The 20,016-nt window shown below is 43.9% G+C and carries 19 protein-coding genes; 4 read left to right on the top strand and 15 right to left on the bottom strand.

The window, feature by feature from the left end; translation table 11 throughout:
• Positions 1-24: 24 nt before the first annotated feature.
• The 5 genes from OCU90_RS24190 to OCU90_RS24170 all read right to left on the bottom strand — a co-directional run bounded on the left by OCU90_RS24190 (position 25) and on the right by OCU90_RS24170 (position 5,824).
• Complete coding sequence (locus tag OCU90_RS24190; protein WP_004732634.1) at positions 25-1,470, bottom strand: sugar porter family MFS transporter; 1,446 nt, start codon at positions 1,468-1,470, stop codon at positions 25-27.
• A 42-nt stretch (positions 1,471-1,512) separates the two neighbouring features.
• The gene (locus OCU90_RS24185; RefSeq protein WP_004732633.1) at positions 1,513-2,169 is read right to left on the bottom strand and encodes a nucleoside/nucleotide kinase family protein; all 657 of its coding nucleotides are present in this window, start codon (positions 2,167-2,169) and stop codon (positions 1,513-1,515) included.
• Positions 2,148-3,002 carry a PfkB family carbohydrate kinase gene (locus tag OCU90_RS24180; RefSeq protein ID WP_004732631.1) on the bottom strand — a complete coding sequence of 285 codons (855 nt, stop codon included), beginning with the start codon at positions 3,000-3,002 and terminating at the stop codon, positions 2,148-2,150. The genes OCU90_RS24185 and OCU90_RS24180 overlap by 22 nt, the downstream gene beginning before the upstream one ends.
• A gap of 18 nt (positions 3,003-3,020) precedes the next feature.
• Positions 3,021-4,073: a class II fructose-bisphosphate aldolase gene (gene fba, locus OCU90_RS24175; protein WP_004732628.1), complete on the bottom strand. Its 1,053-nt coding sequence runs from the start codon at positions 4,071-4,073 to the stop codon at positions 3,021-3,023.
• Between the two features lie 227 nt (positions 4,074-4,300).
• Complete coding sequence (locus OCU90_RS24170) at positions 4,301-5,824, bottom strand: glycoside hydrolase family 32 protein (protein WP_004732627.1); 1,524 nt, start codon at positions 5,822-5,824, stop codon at positions 4,301-4,303.
• 223 nt (positions 5,825-6,047) lie between these two features.
• Here OCU90_RS24170 and OCU90_RS24165 point away from each other — a divergent pair, with 223 nt between their 5' ends.
• Positions 6,048-7,277: an ROK family transcriptional regulator gene (locus OCU90_RS24165; protein WP_019351022.1), complete on the top strand. Its 1,230-nt coding sequence runs from the start codon at positions 6,048-6,050 to the stop codon at positions 7,275-7,277.
• A gap of 83 nt (positions 7,278-7,360) precedes the next feature.
• Here the strand turns inward: OCU90_RS24165 and OCU90_RS24160 are convergent, their stop codons facing one another.
• Complete coding sequence (locus tag OCU90_RS24160; protein ID WP_061021117.1) at positions 7,361-8,236, bottom strand: NAD(P)-dependent oxidoreductase; 876 nt, start codon at positions 8,234-8,236, stop codon at positions 7,361-7,363.
• A gap of 12 nt (positions 8,237-8,248) precedes the next feature.
• Entirely contained in the window at positions 8,249-9,151 is a 903-nt protein-coding gene (locus OCU90_RS24155; protein ID WP_061021116.1) for a LysR family transcriptional regulator, read from the bottom strand.
• Positions 9,152-9,235: 84 nt separating this feature from the next.
• Here OCU90_RS24155 and OCU90_RS24150 point away from each other — a divergent pair, with 84 nt between their 5' ends.
• A complete protein-coding gene (locus OCU90_RS24150; protein WP_017084971.1) occupies positions 9,236-9,487 on the top strand; it encodes a DUF2798 domain-containing protein in 252 nt (83 codons plus the stop codon).
• A gap of 165 nt (positions 9,488-9,652) precedes the next feature.
• Here the strand turns inward: OCU90_RS24150 and OCU90_RS24145 are convergent, their stop codons facing one another.
• From OCU90_RS24145 to phhA, 6 genes are all read right to left on the bottom strand, one after another.
• A complete protein-coding gene (locus OCU90_RS24145) occupies positions 9,653-10,369 on the bottom strand; it encodes a YebC/PmpR family DNA-binding transcriptional regulator (protein WP_004732617.1) in 717 nt (238 codons plus the stop codon).
• Between the two features lie 96 nt (positions 10,370-10,465).
• Positions 10,466-10,675, bottom strand: a complete 210-nt coding sequence (locus tag OCU90_RS24140) for a DUF3283 family protein (protein WP_004732615.1) — start codon at positions 10,673-10,675, stop codon at positions 10,466-10,468.
• Between the two features lie 276 nt (positions 10,676-10,951).
• A complete protein-coding gene (locus OCU90_RS24135) occupies positions 10,952-11,809 on the bottom strand; it encodes a hypothetical protein (protein ID WP_061021113.1) in 858 nt (285 codons plus the stop codon).
• Positions 11,810-11,934: 125 nt separating this feature from the next.
• Positions 11,935-13,035, bottom strand: a complete 1,101-nt coding sequence (locus OCU90_RS24130) for a Fic family protein (RefSeq protein WP_061021111.1) — start codon at positions 13,033-13,035, stop codon at positions 11,935-11,937.
• Between the two features lie 142 nt (positions 13,036-13,177).
• On the bottom strand, positions 13,178-13,516 hold the full coding sequence (locus tag OCU90_RS24125; protein WP_061021109.1) for a 4a-hydroxytetrahydrobiopterin dehydratase: 339 nt from the start codon (positions 13,514-13,516) through the stop codon (positions 13,178-13,180).
• Entirely contained in the window at positions 13,506-14,300 is a 795-nt protein-coding gene (gene phhA, locus OCU90_RS24120; protein WP_061021107.1) for a phenylalanine 4-monooxygenase, read from the bottom strand. The genes OCU90_RS24125 and phhA overlap by 11 nt, the downstream gene beginning before the upstream one ends.
• 199 nt (positions 14,301-14,499) lie before the next feature.
• Between phhA and OCU90_RS24115 the strand changes: the two genes are divergently transcribed.
• On the top strand, positions 14,500-16,551 hold the full coding sequence (locus OCU90_RS24115; protein ID WP_061021104.1) for an acetoacetate--CoA ligase: 2,052 nt from the start codon (positions 14,500-14,502) through the stop codon (positions 16,549-16,551).
• 527 nt (positions 16,552-17,078) lie between these two features.
• Complete coding sequence (locus OCU90_RS24110; protein ID WP_061021097.1) at positions 17,079-18,008, top strand: carbamate kinase; 930 nt, start codon at positions 17,079-17,081, stop codon at positions 18,006-18,008.
• Positions 18,009-18,243: 235 nt separating this feature from the next.
• Here the strand turns inward: OCU90_RS24110 and maiA are convergent, their stop codons facing one another.
• Both maiA and OCU90_RS24100 read right to left on the bottom strand, forming a co-directional pair.
• The gene (gene maiA, locus OCU90_RS24105) at positions 18,244-18,948 is read right to left on the bottom strand and encodes a maleylacetoacetate isomerase (RefSeq protein ID WP_061021093.1); all 705 of its coding nucleotides are present in this window, start codon (positions 18,946-18,948) and stop codon (positions 18,244-18,246) included.
• 21 nt (positions 18,949-18,969) lie between these two features.
• Positions 18,970-20,007: a fumarylacetoacetate hydrolase family protein gene (locus OCU90_RS24100; protein WP_061021092.1), complete on the bottom strand. Its 1,038-nt coding sequence runs from the start codon at positions 20,005-20,007 to the stop codon at positions 18,970-18,972.
• Positions 20,008-20,016 lie beyond the last annotated feature (9 nt).

Here is a 20,016-nt window from a genome sequence, read left to right as displayed (position 1 = left end):
CTCATAACAGTATTAATTAAATCGCTATACTTGCTTTGGTTGAAGTTCTTTACCTTCGACCTCTTTTATATCAAATCGTTGCTTTAACTCTTTCTCGATGCTTTCTAAACTGCGATTTGCTGTCTCAGGAAGGATTTTGATGGCAAACCAAACTTGGCCAAGCAAGATAATCGCGAACATGATGAACAGTGCCGATGTTCCAAATGATTCTCTAAAAGCTGGTGTAAATGAGTTCAAGATAACACCTTGAATCCAGATTGCTGCCGTTGTTATTGAGACCGCGCGGCCACGGACTGAAGTTGGTAAAATCTCAGCTGAAATCGTGAACTTCAGAGGACCTAAACCTAGTGCTGTGAAAGCAACAAAGAACGCCATTAGTCCAACAATCAACATCGGTGGAGTATCCGGTCTGTCGAAGAATATCGCTAGGCCGATAAGACAAACGAAACAACCAAGTGCAGAAGTTATCAGCATTTTTCTGCGGCCTACTTTATCAATGAATACCATTGAAAGTGAGGTGAAGATGACACTTACTAGACAAATCCAACCAAATCCGCCAAGTGCTGACCCCTGACTTCCCATAATTTCTTCTAGCATGACTGGACCGTAGTACATAACAACAGTCACACCAGACCATTCAGACCAGATGGCCAGTAGTACACCGGTCATCAAGCCAAAGCGCATTACAGGATTTTTTACTAATTGTTTGTACGAACCTGCTTTTTCAGAGCGAATTACCTGTCGACATTCAATGATCGCTTCTTCCGCTTCACCTTTGGTTAGGAGTTTTTTGAGAATGTTAGCGGCTTCTTTCTCTCTCGATTTAGATATCAACCAACGAGGGGACTCTGGAAAAAACACGACCAAAGCAAGGAAGATGACTGCTGGCAAAAACTCAACAGAGAACATGCCACGCCAATTTTCAGTAATAAAGAAGTGATCCAGGTAATGACCAGTGACAACGGCAGATTGGCTGTAATCAACAATAAGTGTGTTGGTAACAACCGAACACGTTAAACCGATAACGATGGCAACTTGAAATAAGTTACTGAGTTTTCCTCTATGTCTTGCTGGAGCAACTTCTGCAATGTACATCGGGCAAACTACAGTTGCGATACCAATACCAAAGCCACCTATGATACGAGCCCAGATCAGTAAGTTGAATGAGTCTGCGTACATACAACCAAGCACTGATACGATAGCTAATATAGCACCTAGCATCAGAGGTTTTTTACGCCCAGCATAGTCCGCAATAGGGCCAGCAATTATACTACCAAATAGGCAGCCAACGAGCGCTGAAGATACATACCAGCCCTGTTGTAAGGACGATAACTCAAACTGTTGTGTGATTTGTGTAATCGTGCCGCCAATAACTATGGTGTCCATTCCAAATAGGAATCCACCAATCGTTGCCGCGGCGCAAATGAATGTCAAAAAGAACATTTTCTTATTGCTTTCACTAAGAATCATTTGATCTCTCCATGAGAATTGTAGGGTACATGGGACGCTGTTCTAGTGCGTCTGGATTACGTAGTCTGCGTTTGATTCGTATTGTTTTATTTTTAACGCATTGACTAGATCCACGCGCTCGGTTTTATCGAGCGCCTCTTGTTTCGACTTTCCACCAGCCAAGTGTCTTGAGATTAATCGCTCTCTGAGTACTTCCTCACTTGCTGTGAGAAAGATCTTTAAGTCAATTAAATCACTGACAGGTCGCCAGTCTTCATCGGTTGAGTAGATGTAATTGCCTTCGAGTAAAATAATTTGAGTGTCCGGCTCAATTAAAAAACCTTCAACAATTGGATCGTGTAACTCACGACAGTATTTCGGCCAAAAGAATGCGTCAGTGTTTGGCGTCACCGCTTCGGAAAGCAAATGTGCCAACGAGGTTACATCAAATGTTTCGATGCTACCTTTGACTGACGTCAGTCCTTTCTCTTTCAGTACTGAGTTGGGGTAGTGAAAGCCGTCCATTGGACACAGTTGGGCTTTAAATCCTAACTGTGACAGTCCAGATAGTAGGGATTCAGACAACGTTGATTTACCCGTCGCTGGTGCACCAGAGATACCAATGACAAGAACCTGTTTCCCAGACTCTTGGTAGGTGTTGGCGACCAGTTGAGGAACGCTTGCAATGTCATCACCCGTTAGCGAATATGTTTTAGCCATGATCTGGTTCCTAATTCGGTACATGATAATGCCGCTATGTGACTGGCTTTCTTTAGAGAGTCACGAAAATCTTGACTCTCCGAGTAGTAGTGACAAAAAGCTCCATGGAAAATATCCCCGGCACCTAGCGTATCGATAGCGTCAACTTTAGGTGCAGGAATTACCCCGCTACTTGACTCATCACTATAAAAAACACCTTTGTCACCCAGCGTCATTGCCCACTTTTTGATCCCGTATTGGTCGCAAAGTGCCTGCATTTTATCTTTGTCACCATTGGTGAATTCCTCCGAAACAATAGGAATAGTACAGAGAGATAAAAACTGTTCGCTGTGCGATTTCCAAGTACCAGCGTCTAACACAATATCCCCAGTAAACTCAGCCAAAGCTTGCACGTTTGCGCTAATAAACGGATGCTCATATTGATCAAGTAATACGAGCTTTGCATTATCTAGCCACTTAGGGTCTAAACTCATCACCTTTTCGCAATCAGGCTGACTGGCGTTAACGATGAGCCTAGATGCAGTTTGCTTTGCAGAGATAATGTTCGATAGTGGTAGCTGGTATTCATCGTCTAAACTTAAATCCACAACCGAAATTTCGTGTTCATTAAGCTCTGCTGTCACTATCGATTTATAGAGGTGCTCTTTACCTAAACATGTCCAAAGGTGTACATCAGAGCCTAATGCGTTGCATGCAATGGCAGCATTGAGTGCAGACCCACCACCACCAATAAAATCAGCAATCGCATTCACCTTTTGATCAGGATCAGGCATCACTTCAACAAAGCTCATCAAATCAATCGTGCTTCTGCCTATAAATACACAATTTCCCATACATAGAACTCCTTTGAATTACAGCTCACCGCTAGCGTAGCGTGCAGCCATATCATCCATAGAAATTGGTGTAATCTTGTCACCGTGACCAGCACAACCAAATCGTTCAAATCGGTTTAAACAAAGTGTCGTTAGTTCATCCATTCCTGCTAATAGGAACTTACGAGGGTCAAACTCTTGCGGATTTTTCATCGCTAATTCTCGGAAGCGACCAGACATCGCCATACGGCAATCAGTATCGATGTTTACCTTGCGAACACCATGTTTGATACCGCGCTCGATTTCTTCGATTGGCACACCATATGTTTGAGGCATTTCACCGCCATTCTCATTGATCATATCTTGTAAGTATTGAGGAACCGATGAAGCTCCATGCATAACTAGGTGAGTCGTTGGGAGCTTCGAGTGAATTTCTTCGATTACGTTCATCGCTAAGATATCGCCATCAGGTTTGCGAGTGAACTTGTAAGCACCATGGCTTGTGCCACAAGCGATCGCTAATGCGTCAACCTTTGTTCTTTTAACAAAATCAACGGCTTGATCTGGGTCTGTTAGCAGCTGGCTCTTTTCAAGGATACCAACAGCACCAACGCCATCTTCAGCTTCAGCTTCACCGGTTTCTAAAGAGCCAATACAACCCAACTCACCTTCAACTGAAGCACCAACCCAGTGCGCAGATTGAGCGATACGAGAAGTAATATCTACATTGTAGTCGTAGCTGCTTGGTGTTGATGCATCACGCTCCAATGAGCCATCCATCATGACCGATGTAAAGCCGTGGCGAATTGCTGACAGACATGTTTCTTCGCTATTGCCATGATCTTGATGAAGAACGATTGGTGTTTTCGGGAACATTTCAGCAAGTGCACAAACCATCTTGTAAAGCATCACATCACCTGCGTAGCTTTTACGAGCATTGATACTCGCCTGTAGGATGACACCTGAATTACATTTTGCTGCAGCGCGAACAATGGCAAGTCCTTGCTCCATGTTGCTGATGTTGAAAGCTGGAACTGCATAACCATTTTCTGCTGCGTGATCCAGTAGTTGTCTTAGTGTAACGATAGCCATTTTCTTCTCCAATTTAGGTTTAATTGTTTCTTGCAATTAAATCTATTTCATTTAATTGCAGCTGGCAATTAAATGAAATGTAGAATGTGAAAAGGATCGTGTTTTTGTTTTGAGGATCGTTATTTGAGTTGGATAAAAAGGACTTTTTTTCATGGGGATACTTTTTGATGAACAAAAAAGCCCAGCAATAAGCTGGGCTAAAAAGAAGAAGGGGAAAGCTGAATCAGTTATTCGGCAACACTTTTCATACCGAATGTTTTTAGTGTCTCAATTCTAGCATTGCCGTTCTTAGCGTATACATAGAGACCTGCACTGTCTTCATCAGAGAAGATGTTATTGGTCATCACAGTACGACCTCCATCGGTAAAGACTTCCACAGAAATACTGTCCATAAAGATACGGATGTTTGCTCGATCTTTACTCGCACACTCTAGTGGGCATGTTCTACGTAAGGCTGAACGACTGCCCGATTGAGTACGATCAAAGGCCAGTTCGCCTTTCTTTAGATCCAACTCAATCAGTGTTTTCTGCTCACCTTTACTGCGAATTTCAAATACAATGCTATCACAGTCGCTTGCGGCTAGATCGATGTCAGCAATGATTTCACAGTGAACATTATCACCTGCTTCAAATGCGAATTTTTCACCATCGTTTAACTTGAGTTCAGTATGCCTTTTTGGTGAATGACGCAATTTTTCAACTTCTTGTACAGGTGTGAATTTCAGTTTTCCGTCATGACATAAAGATACTTCACGAGCCAGAGAGATGCTCCCGTACCAACCAAGTTCACTGGTGTCGTAAGTTCCATCACACCATGGCATGAACGGCCATGAACCAATCCATGCTTGGATTAGAGTACGCCCATTTTCATCATCGAATACTTGTGGTGCATAGTAGTCAAAGCCCCAATCTAATGAGCCCATTGTTGACCAATGGAATTTGCCTGTTTGGTAATCAAGGTCACCAACAAGGTAGACCACCTGACGTTGCTGCATACCCATAGGTGAATACATGAGTACGTGCTTGTCACCCAATTTGAAAATATTTGGACACTCAAGCATTGTGCCTAATTCACCCATACTCTCTACACAGTACCCTACGAATTCCCAATCGGTTAAGTTTTCCGAGCGGTGTAGACATACTTTACCGAAACCGTTGGTCTCGTAGTTTGATGGGTTAATTAGATCGCTCACGCCATCTGTAACACCCGTCACCATGTACCATGACCCATCGTGTTTCCAAACCTTTGGATCGCGGAAGTCATGCAGGTTAATTCCCTCTGGCGGATCAGATAAGATTGGATTACCGTCGTACTTGTCAAAGTTAATGCCATCAGTCGATGTTGCCATGCATTGAACTTGGCGAGCTTGAGCACACCCAGTGTAGAAAAGTGTCATCACACCATCATTGTTCACAGCACTACCAGTAAAAATACCTCCGCCATCCCAGCCGTCATATTCTTCACTTGGTGCTAAAGCTTCTGGCAGTGTTTCCCAGTGAATGAGATCTTCGCTGACTGCGTGTCCCCAGTGCATGGTTCCCCACTTGCCAGTGAAAGGATGGTGTTGATAGAAAAGGTGATATTTACCCTGATATTGAATCAATCCATGCGGGTCATTAATCCAGCCTACCGGTGCTTGGTAATGGTAATGCTCACGCCAATGGTGCTGCTTAACCGTATCTTTATGCTCAGCGATGTATTCTTCAACTTGATCAATAATTGCCTGATGCTTCTTCTTATCGAATACCACAAGGACCTCCAATGTTATCGAAATATATTTAATTGCAACCTGCAATCAAATATATTTCATTTAATTGCAGCTAACAAATATAGTATGATGAACTTGAGATTGCGCTCACATAAGTAAAGTAGGCTCAATTTCTAACTATATGATTTTATTGAATCTTAACTTTTTCTATATATTGTGTAGATCCATTGGAACGTTATTGCAGATCAAATTGGTCGGGAGAACTATGAATAAGCCTATGAGAAGCGGACTGGGCGTTTCGTTAGATGATGTACAAAATCATAATAAGCGCGTCATTCTTAATGCACTTCACAATAGTGGTAGTTGCTCCAGAAAAGAGATCAGCCAATTGGTTGGACTTGACCAAGCGACGGTGACGAGAGCGATAAAACCTTTAATAGAACAAGGGCTTATTGTTGAAACGGGTGTGCGAAAAGCGGCACGTGGTCGAAGCTCTATCTATCTGGGGTTCAATACCCAACATCTACGAATTGTGTCCGTTCGAATACAGCGTACTAACTTCTCAATTGATACCTACGATCTCAATGGTGTTTCGCTAACCAACGTAGTCAAACCCATTAATACTGATAATAGCCCAGAAGAGCTGATCGAGTATTTGACTAAGCAAGTGAGCGATGTTCTGAAAGAGCAGGAATGTGATGTTTTGGGGATTGCAGTGGCGATGCCCGGTCCATTCTTAGAGCAAGATAATAAAATCATGCTGATGACTGATGCTAAAAATTGGCAAGATATTGATTTCATTTCCCACATGCGAGAACAATTTCCAGACTATCCAATTTATGCTGGCCATGATGCAAAACTGGCAGCACTCGCGGTTTGGCGCCAGCTACAAAGCACCTATGAAGCAAGCGTTTTACTGTATGTCTCTCTTGGGCAGGGTGTAGGTTCGGGCTTAGTGATTGAAGGGCAGGTTTATCACGGCAGTTTAGGTACTGCTGGGGAGATTGGCCACACATCGATCAATTTTCAAGGGCCGCAATGTAAGTGTGGCAATCTAGGTTGCCTTGAGCTGTATAGCTCGACGACGGCTTTAGTGGAACGCTACAAGCAAGAGGCGTCACTAGTATCCGCGGACTTTGAAATGGTAGTTAATGCATTTCATGACAGAGAATCTGCTGCGATAAACGCGGTTGATTACTTAGCTAAGTGCTTGGCACATGGCTTAGTGAATAACATTAACCAATTAAACCCTGATTTAGTGGTGATTGGTGATGAACTGACGCAATTAGGGGCTGATTTCTTAAGTCGTGTAAAGGAATACACATATCGTTTATTACTTCCGGATCTAGCAAGCAATATCGAACTGGTTCTTGATGAGAGTGATGAAGATTTGGTTCATAAAGGTAACTATCACAACGTGATGTCAAATGAGCTACTGCTGCCTTTGGCACATTTGGGGATTAAAGCCACCAACACACCTGAAAGTTCTAAATAAAGTTAGCTAACACAAGCCAAACAAAAATAGCCGCTAGTGAGCGGCTATTTTTAATTATCTAAACGAAGTTTCTATTACTCTTTCTACTTCTTTGTCTCTTCAACCACGGCTTTCATCAATACCGAGGTATCCATACGGCCTTGTCCTTGGGCAGACAGTGCCTTGTATGCGTTGTTGGTTTTTTCCGTCAAAGGAAGTTGGATGCCTTGGCGCTCTGCTTCATCTAGACAGAAGCCTAAGTCTTTGATCATCCAATCAATGGCGAAGCCGAAATCGAACTTGTCTTGCGCCATTGTGGTCGCGCGGTTTTCCATCTGCCATGAACCTGCTGCGCCGTTTTTAAGGCAATCAACCAGAGTTGGGATATCCAAACCTGATTTTTCAGCAAGTACCAAGCCTTCAGATAAACCGTTCAATACACCTGCAATGCAGATCTGGTTAACCATTTTCGCGCGTTGGCCTTGACCGACTTTACCCATCAGAACTGACGATTTTCCGTAAGCTTCGAACACAGGTTGGAGGTCGTTGAAAAGCGCTTGTTCGCCACCACACATGATGGTTAACACGCCGTTTTCTGCGCCCGCTTGGCCACCAGACACAGGTGCATCCATAAAGCGAATACCGGCTTGCTTAGCTGCCACTTCAAACTCTTCAGACAGAACAGCAGACGTTGTGGTGTGGTCGACAAGAATCGCGTTTGGCTTCATTGCAGCCAGTGCGCCTGTTTCGCTGGTTGTCATGCTGCGTACATCGTCATCGTTGCCCACACAAACTAATACCACGTCAGCTTCCACGACACACTCAGACACAGATTCTGCCGCTTTACCTTGGTGTTTATCAGCCCAGTCTAGCGCTTTGCTGTGAGTGCGGTTAAATACCGTTACTTCAAAACCGGCTTTGACTAGGTGGCCTGCCATTGGGAAGCCCATAACGCCTAGCCCGATAAAACTTACTTTCATTTCTTTCTCCTTTTATTTGACCAAGTCATCGCTATGAAAAGATCGAACACTCTCAATCAATGCATCAATAAGCAGGGTCAAAGCCTTTGGCTGATATTTTCTTTCTTTGTACACTAAATACGCTTGGCGATCACCCCGATGATACTCAGGGAGCACTTGAATCAAATTCATCTCAGGGGATACATGACGAAAAGGCAATGAAGCGAGCCCCAAGCCTTTTTGCGCTGCGGCCGCCACCGCATGAATATCGTTGACGATGAACTTGGGTTTAATCGTGATCATCTGTTCTAAGCGGTCGGACTTGTAGAGCGGCATATCAAACACATCGTCGACGTTAATCCAGTCTTGATGCTCTAAGTCGTCCGGTTTTTCAATTGTCTCACGCGAATCTAAATATTCTTGGCTTGCGAAAAATCCGTGCTTGGCTTTGAAAAGTGGCCGAGCAATCATGCCTTCCATATCCGAGATCTTAAACGTAATCAGTAAGTCACGATCGGTCTGAGGAATAAGCTGCTGCTGGCTCAGGGTTAGGTCGAGCTGAACGTTCGGATATTGAGTGAGGAATTGCTCTACTGTCGCCCCTAGAAAGCCACTATAGAAGTTATGAGGCACTGCGAGCTTAATCTTACCTTGGATAGCATCACGCTCTTCCAACAAGCTATTAAAGCCTTGATGGATAGACTCCATGCCACTGCTCAGTGCAGCAAAGGCCGCCTCACCGTCTTTAGTGGCCACCAGCTCACGACCTTTCTTTTCTAAAAGTCGGATATTCAGGCGATCTTCCAATGCGGTTAACCGACGCGACATGGTCGACACAGGCAATTGCAGCCGTTTAGAGGCCGATAGCAAAGAGCCCTCTTCAACCACTGCACAGAATAAGAACAGATCATCAATGTTTCCAAATATGGAATTCATGCTTCTATATGTGCCTATTTTTCTCACTAATGGATAGATGTAACCTTATCTCATCAACAACAGAAAATCACGGGAGAACACTGTATGAACAACAAACAATTTTGGGTAACCGCGATTTTATCCTCCCTGACCATGGCGACCATCATGTCTGGGTTAATTTCTGGCTACAAAATGGGATTCAGCCACGAATGGCCGCCAATCTGGCTGCAAAGCTTTTTGATTGCTTGGCCGTGTGCCATCACGCTCAACCTCACCGTGCTCCCTTTGATCAGAAAACTCTCAGCATGGATTTGTCGCCCGAGAACGCTTTGCGTACCAGAGATCACGGAACGATGATCAAGGGCTTATGATCTAGAAGCTGCGATCAAAGCGCTACGATAAAAAAGCTATGTTCACAGATAAATGCCTGAATTACCCCCATAAAAAAACCGAGCACTAGGCTCGGTTTTTTGTATTCTACATTCTACTCACAAGAGCAAAGCTATCAATTATTGATTGATATTACAGCTCAGCGTTGTGGTAAACCTGCTGAACGTCATCACAGTCGTCAAGCATGTCTAAGAACTTCTGGAACTTCTCAGAATCTTCTTCAGCTACTGGCGTAGTTGTTTGAGGAACGAAAGTGATTTCCTCAACGTCTAGCGTTAGCTCAGGGAACGCAGTGTGTAATGCAGTCTTCGTTTTGAAGAACTCAGTCGTTGGAGCGAATACAGTGATAACACCGTCTTCTAGCTCAACGTCAGTCACGTCTACATCTTCCATCATTAGCGTTTCTAGGATGATCTCGTCATCTTCACCAGCAAACTGGAATACAGCTTGGTGAGCGAACATGTGAGAAACAGTACCTTCAACACCGATTTTCGCGCCAGTTTTAACGAAACATTGGCGAACGTCTTGGAAAGTACGGTTGCCGTTATCTGTTAAACAGTCAACGATTACGCTTGTGCCACCTGGGCCAAAACCTTCGTAACGAGCTGGTTGGAAGTCTTCACCGCCGCCGCCGTTCGCTTTATCGATCGCTTTGTCAATAACGTGAGCGGGTACTTGGTCTTTCTTCGCTTTAGCAATCAGGTGCTTAAGAGGTAAGTTCATGTCTGGGTCAGAGCTACCGTTCTTAGCCAGTACGTAAATCTCTTTACCGTATTTAGAATAAACTTTAATTTTTGCGCCTGCAGTTTTCGCCATTGAGGCCTTGCGCACTTCAAAACTTCTTCCCATCGGGATCTTCTCTCTGATTCAATTAACGGTGCAAATTCTAGCAAATTACTGCGTCATTTCAATTCAACAGCTTTGCTGGGTAAGGTTTGTCTGCGTTTATGCGACACCCATTACTCGTTTGTATTTTTCAACAGACTGATCAAACCAAGCCTTTTCTTCTGGATCACCTAGCTTCATTGCTTCTTCAACAATGGCTTCAGGGCCACATTTCGCTTGCTTCAGTTTCCATACAAGAAACGATGCTTGCTTATCCAGTTCGATTTTATTTTTCTCACTGGGTGGAAGGAGTGAAAGGTTGATAGACATTATTAGCCTTCGTCTGTAATACGCTTGGCCAAGAAATATATCATAGAGCAGCCTCATAAAACCAATACTATGAGCAATAGTGAGGGCTGTCGGACGAGAAAGCAGCAAGTCGCTGATGCAGGTCAAGCTAGTTTGGGAAAGTACGTTTAGCTCAAAGCACCAACAAGTTTGCACGCTATGAGCCAGATCTCATATAAAAACCGAAAGGTTATATTTTCGAAAGCTAAATATAAAATGAATCAGGAGAACACTGAGCCTCAATGACTTTGCTCCTGTTTATTTCTCACTACCAGTGGGAACGCGCGTTAAGCCCTGCTTATTACTCACATAGAAAAACAAAGCGGCATCCCACGAAGACTCCATCAAATGAGAATAGATAGACATATTTTGTTTATTCTTATTTATAAGTAACTCTTTAATCGTGCCCAATGTGTTTGTGTTGGCATCAATCTGAGTCTGACAGTATTTAACAATAATGACAGGAGGAAGAGAGCCACCAACTCGAAATATGATGTATCCATCTCGTTCCAATTCCATACGAGAGTAGATTTTCATATTGTCAGGAGTTCCATCAATATCATTTATAATCTTCTTAAGCTTGCTATAAAACTCTAGTCCATCACAAAAACATTTATCATTAGCAATAAAACCATTGATTTCGTTAGTTTTATTACAATAATCCTCAACTGATTCAGGAGTAACTGGATACCGTGTCTCATTAATAATGTAACTACTTAAAGTTTTTAACAGCTCAGTCTCGCTCTTAGACAGTTTCATACCTAAGTCCAAAGCAACACTTACTAGGTTATGGCTATAAGCTCTGACCTTTTTTTCAAGTAAATCTTTAGGCGCAGATATGAGTAATGACACAACCCCTGATTTAAGTAACAACTCAAGTGCATATCCCAACATCAAAACACTCGATTTGTAAGCAGCATCTTTGATAGTTAAGACCTCAAAAACATCACTTGATGTGTAAGAGGTAGTCTTCATTAATGATTCAAGTTCTAATGTTTTCTGATTGCCGCTTTCTCTAAGTAATTTCGCACTAATGAGTTTGCTATCTGCCTCTTTAACCCAATCAAATTTATTGAAGATACCTTTTTCGCCACTCGATTTTAAAGGTGCTTTCATCAAAGTCCTACTGTCTCGGTTCATGTATGTTTAGTTGACTGAATGTTGGTTTGTAATTGAAGATTAGAATACCACTGAAATCCGGTCACTAGAGGCATATAAGTTGAAGTATGAGTGTATAAACCCTACTCCGGCAACAGATAGCGCGTGCTTCTGCCACCAGAACCAGATTTGACTAAGCAGCCATACTCAATCAAAGCGTTCAAATGACGTGTTGCAGTGGCACTACTTACCTTTGCTACCTTTTTATATTGACTAGCATTTATACCTTCTGAAAAATCACCATCGAGCATCCTATTCAACACTTTTACTTGCTCTGCCGTAAGCTTGGTTTGATCAACACATCGCCAATAATTGGTCTTATAAACCGTTTGATCGACCTCAGCAAAAACACCTGTAAACGTCTCGTCTAACGTATCTAAGAACCACATCAACCATTCGCTAATATCGAGTCCCCCTTTCTGGGTTCGCTCCAATATCTCGTAGTAATGCTTACGGTTAGCGAGAATCCCCACCGACATCGCATAGAAACGTACCGACTGCTTTTCTGCCTGTGCTAATGCCAAGTCAGTCAACAATCGAGTAATACGGCCATTACCGTCATCTAATGGGTGTAAGGTGATAAACCAAAGGTGAGTTATCGCAGCTCTAAGTAAAGGATCGAGTGACTCATCGGTAAGTGAACCATTAAACCATGTGATAAACGCATCTAACTCAGCATCAAGAATATCTCGGCTAGGCGCTTCAAAATGTACGGTCGGGCGGTCAATTCTTCCCGATACCACTTGCATGGGAGCATCACCTCTTAGCTGACCTCCGATCACAGGGTTAAACATGGTGTAACCTTGAGGAAACAGCCTATCGTGCCAATGCAAAACCCTATCAAGCGCTAGTGGCTCAGTGAGGTTCTGCACGGCATCCAACATAATTTCGGCTAGGCCATCGGTTTGTTCTGTCGTAGGAAAAGCGCGCTCTTCACTCACGCCAAGCTTGTTGGCTAAAGAAGAACGAACCGAGAAGGCGTTGAGTTTTTCTCCTTCGATCGCACTAGAATGGACAATGTTCGCTAGCAAAGTATCGAGCATTGTTTGCGTTTGGTCTGCGGATTGAGAGGTTATCTTGCCCAATAGGATGCCTTGATTAAGCCGTACTTCTCTTAACCTCACGCCTATTTTCTGATTATCCCAAACAAAGTTTGGCCAATTATCTTGTTGCCAAATCCACATAATACGCCTCATGATGCGAAAGTTACACTTATTCTAATCACATTATGAGCCGTTTAATCTCATTATTCAAATCATAATATGAGTCGAATAATGAGATGTTCGAATCACAGAGGCTGGAGAAGTACCTCTCCAGCCAGAAAGACTATTCACTCACCACGAACACATCGCAACGTGAGGCGCAGATGAAGTCATTCTTGTGTAGGCCTTTGATTGAGTGGCTCCACCAAGTGACGGTGACTTTACCCCACTCCAATAAAATCGAAGGGTGGTGGAATTCTTCTTCTGCCAACTCTGACACTTTATTGCTGAATGCCCATGCTTGTTTGTAGTTCTTAAACTTAAACACCTTCTCAAGTTGTGGGATGCCGTCTCTTTCGATGATCTGCCAATCAGACAACTCCAACAGTAAAGATTGTTGGTCATCTTTATTAAGCGAAATTGCATCGATACTGCAGGCTTCGCATTTTTGTTCATTCAACATGTGTTGGTTCCTTAGGTTCAAAAAGTGGTGGTAGTAATCCCTCGTCTATCGCGAGATCAGCTTGCTGCAATAGGTTTTCCTGACTGATTTTGAAGAGCTCAGACAGCTCATCAATCACGTAATATTTCGGTTGTATGATGTCGATGCGATAAGGGGTTCTTAAAACCGTTTGCAGATCGAACCGCTCACGAACGGCCAAATCCCCTCCCAACGCATACATGGTTTCCGCCGGAGACGAAAGAATGCCACCGCCATAGATTTTCAGTCTATGACCTTCTTTTACTAAACCGAACTCGACCGTAAACCAATACAAACGGGCAAGATACGCGCGTTGTTTAGGTGTGGCTGCTTGGCCTAGTTTTCCGTAGTGCTCAGTGAATGTCGCAAAATCGGTATTGGTGAGCATGGCACAGTGACCGAAAATTTCATGAAAGAAATCAGGTTCTTGTAAATAATCGAACTCGTCTCGCGTTCTCAGAAATGTCGCCACTGGGAATTTCTTATTGGCGAGTAAATCAAAGAAACGGTCGAAATCGATCAGCGCAGGCACAGGCTGTACCTGCCAACCTGTTGTTTCCATTAGCACTTTGTTTATCTCTGGAAGCTGGGGAACTCTGTCTAATGGCAAATCCAGCAGGGTCAAACCGTGTAAATAGGCATCGCATGCGCGGTCATTAATGACGTCCAGTTGCCTTTTCACTAAGTCGTGCCAAATGGCGTCTTCTTCGAGGCTCCACTCAACCCATCCCTCTTGGCTCACGGGCTTAGAATGATATTGAGTCATTACATACCTCCTTTCGAATGTCTCCCTTTAAGCCTATCTCCACTCCTTATATCCGCCAATTTGCGCGATTTTTCGAAACAGGCAATCGTGTAACATTTTATTTACACAATTCCGACAACCCCTTATTTTGCTGATCTTTTGACTTTGTAAAACCTAAATACCAGACTGAAATCGTTAACTTTTTGTTAAAGGTAAAGGAATGCACGAAAGCAATAAGCCAATTTGGCAACCTAGTGAGCAGCGTATAGCACAAGCCAACATGACCCGATTCATGGATAGCCTTGATCAACAGGGCATACTCGAGCGGGAATTGAAAAACTACGCGGAGCTTCATCAATGGTCTGTGGAACATCCCGAGTCGTTTTGGCAAAACGTATGGCAGTTTTGTGGAATGGTGGGCTCGCAGGACAGTCTTGATAAGGCACAAGGCGAGCTCATCAAAACCCAAGGTGAGAGCCGCTGGCAACAGCCGAAATCAAATCGCGATGCGGTGTGGTTCCCGAATGCTCAAGTTAACTACGCCGAGAACTTACTGCGTTTGGCGCAAGAGATGCCGGATGAACGTGCAATTTGGTTTGAGAACGAGCGTGGCGAACAACAGAGTTATACATGGAAAACCCTGTGTGAAGCAGTCTCTAGCGTTCAACAATGGCTTGTCGATAGCGGCGTTCAACAAGGTGATGTGGTTGCTGCTTATACCCCTTATCTACCGCAAACCGTGATAGCGATGTTGGCGACCACCAGCTTAGGTGCGATTTGGACATCGACTTCGCCTGATTTTGGCGTAGAGAGTGTGATTGAGCGATTTGGCCAAGTGAAACCTAAGGTGCTTTTCACCTGTGACGGTTATACCTTCAATGGAAAAACGTTCGATATGACGGACAAGAACCGTCAAATCATCGAGCACTTAAACGAATTAAAACAGGTGTGTGAGATCGGTTATTTGAAACCGAACAATGATTTAGATAAGAGCGATTTAGAGAAGAGCGATTTAAAGAAAAACAAAGTTGAACATGATGTGTCGCTCCAAAGCTGGCAAAGCATCATTAATCACTATCAGCCAAAACCTCTTCGATTCATTCGTGTCGGCTTCAATGAACCACTGTTTGTGCTCTACTCTTCCGGTACGACAGGCAAGCCAAAGTGCATTGTGCATTCTGTTGGCGGCACCATCATCAATCACCTAAAAGAGCATCAACTTCACTGCGATATTAAACCGAAAGATCGCGTGTTCTACTACACCACTTGTGGTTGGATGATGTGGAACTGGCACGTCTCTGCGCTCGCCAGTGGGGCTTGTTTGGTCATCTTTGATGGCAGCCCAGTTTATCCGCAACCTAACGTTCTGTGGGATTTAGCGCAGCGAGCTGATGTATCGACATTTGGCACCTCAGCCAAGTATCTAGAAGCGATTGAGAAGGCAGAACTCTCGCCGATCGACAGTCACTCTCTTCCTCACTTAAGAACACTGTGCTCGACGGGTTCTGTGCTTTACCCGGAGCAGTTCGATTATGTCTACAAGCACATCAAACAAGACCTGCATTTAGCGTCTATTTCTGGTGGTACGGATATTTGTGGCTGTTTTGTGTTGGGTAATCCTATCTCGCCAGTGTATCGCGGCGAGTGCCAACAGGCCGGGCTTGGCGTCGACATCAAGGTGTTCAATTCGTCTGGCAACAAGGTCAACCAAGAACGTGGCGAACTGGTGTGTACAAACTCCCTACCCAACTTCCCTGTTGGCTTCTGGAATGACACCGGAGAGCGCTACCACAGCACTTACTGGGACAAGTTCGATAATGTGTGGCATCACGGTGATGAAGTCGCACAGAGCGTGCATTGTGGCTACCTGTTCTACGGGCGAGGCGACACCACGCTCAACCCTGGTGGTGTGCGAATTGGTACTGCCGAGATCTATCAGCAAGTGAACACCATTGAGGGCATCATCGATTCCATCGCAGTCGGTAAAGATGTCGACCGCAATGAGCAGATTTGGCTGTTTGTTCAACTGCAGCAAGGTGTGATTCTAAATGAAACGCTATTGGCCGCCATCAAGAGTAAACTCAAGTCATCTTGTTCACCAAGGCATGTGCCAAGCCAGATATTTGCGATCAGCGATGTGCCAAAAACACGGTCGGGCAAGCTTGTGGAGCTAGCAGTGAAACAGGTCGTGAATGGCAAAGATGTAGAAAACCTCGGAGCAATCGCTAACGCCGAGGTCTTGGAAGAGATAAAGCGCGTTGTTTCGCTTTAGCTATTAGGCCTAGAACGTAGCAAGCTATCTCCACTTTTCACTTGGCTGTCAGATAACATCTGGAGTAAAGGCAGCCGATTGAAAACCGAATCGAAGCCACTATTTAAGCTCATGAACCCTCTCATCAGTTTGGCCCGGTACCTTTTCTAAAGATCTTAATGCGATCTGAACGTCATATTTAGAACAAAATTTGAAAATTAATCATTTTATAGCCAGAGATAATATTCACTAAAGACGAATCATTTATACGAAAAAAGAGTCCACCACTGGATTGTATCCAAGCTTATGGATATTTAATCGAATTGCAATAACTCCCATTTCCACAGCTCCATTTCTAGTGAAATAATAATTTGATAGCTATCACATTTAGGACGGTTATTTTCCCATACTATCTCGGCATGTTAATTACTTAAGAGTAATTAAAAACCTAGTCATTGTTATTAATAAGCTTGAATTTAATTAGAAACAAGCGGTTAATCCCTACGTAAAATAAATAAAATCATTATTAAATGATCGGAGACATTATCATGCGCATAGTATTAGCTTTAGGCGGTAACGCTCTTTTAGCAAGAGGCCAAGCATTAACGGCTGAGAACCAACGTGAAAATATAATCAAATCAGCGGCGAGTATTGCTGCGATAGCACACGAGCATGAGATTGTTATCGTTCATGGTAATGGCCCACAAGTAGGTTTGTTGATGGAACAAAACGCGGCTTATAGCGAATATTCGCCAGAGACGACACCATACCCAATGGATGTACTCGGCTCTCAAACCTGTGGCATGGTGGGCTACATGTTACAACAAGAGCTCAGAAACATTGACCCTGAATTAGACGTAGCGACGCTAGTCACGCAAACTGAAGTATGCAAAAAAGACCCGGCGTTTGCTAACCCAACTAAATTTGTTGGCCCTGTATATACAGAGCAACGAGCTAAAGAGTTGATGGCTCAAAGCACAATGCAGTTTAAAGCTGATGGCGAGTACTACCGACGCGTTGTGCCTTCTCCTATGCCAAAAAGTATTGTTGAAATTCAGCAAATTGAAACTCTTCTAGATACAGAAAATCTTGTTATCGCTTGTGGCGGCGGCGGTGTTCCCGTGAGTATTGAACAGGGTAAGAGTACTGGCGTAGAGTGCGTCATTGACAAAGATCTTACGGCTGAATTACTGGCTGAAAAAATCCATGCTGACCTATTTATTATCTTAACCGATGGTTCAATTTTCCGTAACTATGGTAAAGAAGACCAAGCAGAAATGAAGCAAGCAACACCTGCTGGTTTAGCAGAATTTTCATTCCCTGCTGGTTCTATGGGCCCAAAAATTGATGCCGTTTGTAAGTTCGTTGAAGCTGGATTGGGTAATGCGGCGATTGGTTCATTATTTGATTTAGATAAAATAATTACCAATGAAGCTGGTACTCTGATTACAAAAGGCGAAGGTATTGTTTATTACTAAAGTTATCGAGAGATAACCATCACTAATATAAATCCATTAAACAGGCCTCTTATTTAATAATAATGAGGCTTATTTTATTCGGACCGTTTAATACTAGACGAGATAAATATTCATAAAATTGGAAATTAAACCTGAAAATAATGAATACATAATATCTTTAAATATACCAAATCGTAATTATAACGTGATTTAATCCAAATAACGTTTCCAGTTCATTGAAAAGAATTCAATACGTTCACATCGGTGCATTCGCATCCGCTTGGTTCTCTGGCATCGCCTCAATAAAAGCGGGCAACTGGTTACACGCTTCGACTATCGAGTTAATCAGCGGATAAGGTGACATATCAACGCCAAAGCGCAGCGCGTTATACACCTGCGGCACCAAGCAGATATCGACAATGCATGGTGAATCCGTGAGGCTATACATCGAGTCGCCATGTGCTTTTCTGTGCTTTGCCAACTTCTCTTCTAGAGCACAGAAACCTTGGCTCATCCAATAGTGAAGCCAATCCATTTTCACCTCTTGTTCGCAAGATAATTCTCTCTCCAAATATTGCAACACGCGCAGGTTATTAAGAGGATGAATTTCCATCGCAATATCCTGAGCCATCGCCAGTGCTTGATAGCGCAGTGGTGTTTGCTCTGGAATGAGCGAGGAGTCAGGGCTGCTCTCACACAAATAGTGTTCATCGAGATATTGAAGAATAGCCAGTGACTGATTGAGTTGAACTTCACCATCCACCAGCACCGGCACTAATTCACTGGCGTTGAGCTCACGATATTGTGGGTCATGCTGCTCGCCGCCATTACGCACCAAGTGCACCGATTTAGACTCATAGTTGAGTTGTTTTAGGTTCAACCCAATACGTACTCGATAGGCAGCCGAAGAGCGCCAATAACCGTAAAGTATAATGTTCTTGTTCACGATGTTCTCGCTCATACAGAAATCCTATTACGTGGATTATAGCGCTCGATACTGGCTCACTTTTTGGTCAATCGCACCAAAAATGGAGTCACCAGCTGCATCAAACATCTCAAGCTTGATCGAATCGCCAAACGACATGAATTGAGTCGACGGTTTACCATCACGAATCGTCTCAATCATTCGCACTTCGGCAATACATGAATAACCCACTCCGCCCTCGGCAATTGAGGTGCCATGGTCAGTGCCTTGCTTATTCGATACCGTACCTGAACCTATGATTGCACCCGCCGATAGTGGGCGAGTTTTCGCAGCATGGACTACTAGTTCAGCAAAGTTGAAAGTCATATCTACGCCAGCATTCGGACAACCAAAAGGCTGGTCGTTGTAGGTTGAAGTCAGTGGCAGATGCACCTTGCTGCCTTTCCACTGTTCACCTAGCTCATCAGGTGTAACGGCAACCGGAGAGAACGCCGAAGACGGTTTAGACTGGAAGAAACCAAAACCCTTAGCGAGTTCAGCCGGAATCAAACCACGCAGCGACACATCATTCACCAACATCAGCAAGCGAATCGAATCGTGCGCTTGTTTAGCACTGGCACCCATAGGCACATCACCGGTCACAATCGCGACCTCACCTTCGAAATCGATGCCCCACTCGTCGCTGGCAAATTCGATGTTGTCACGAGGACCGATAAACGCGTCTGAGCCGCCTTGATACATGAGTGGATCGACCCAGAAGCTTTCTGGCATTTCAGCACCACGCGCTTTACGCACCAGTTCAACGTGGTTTACATACGCGCTGCCATCAGCCCATTGATATGCGCGTGGTAGAGGTGATTCACAGTACTGAGGTGCAAACACTTCACTGCCAGTCACATGCCCGTTGTTTAACGAGGTGTATAACTCTTCTAACTGAGAAGCCACGCTGTCCCAGTTATCCAATGCTACCTGCATGGTTGGCGCCAGATGCATCGCATGGAAGATTTCGGTGGCAGATACACATTGTTTAAGATCTTTACTTACGACCATCAATAGACCGTCGCGAGTGCCATTTTTCTTGGTTGCTAATTTCATCCTTGTCCC

This window comes from Vibrio splendidus (assembly GCF_024347615.1).
Taxonomy (GTDB): Bacteria; Pseudomonadota; Gammaproteobacteria; order Enterobacterales; family Vibrionaceae; genus Vibrio; species Vibrio splendidus.
This window is presented reverse-complemented; position numbering and strand designations above follow the sequence as displayed.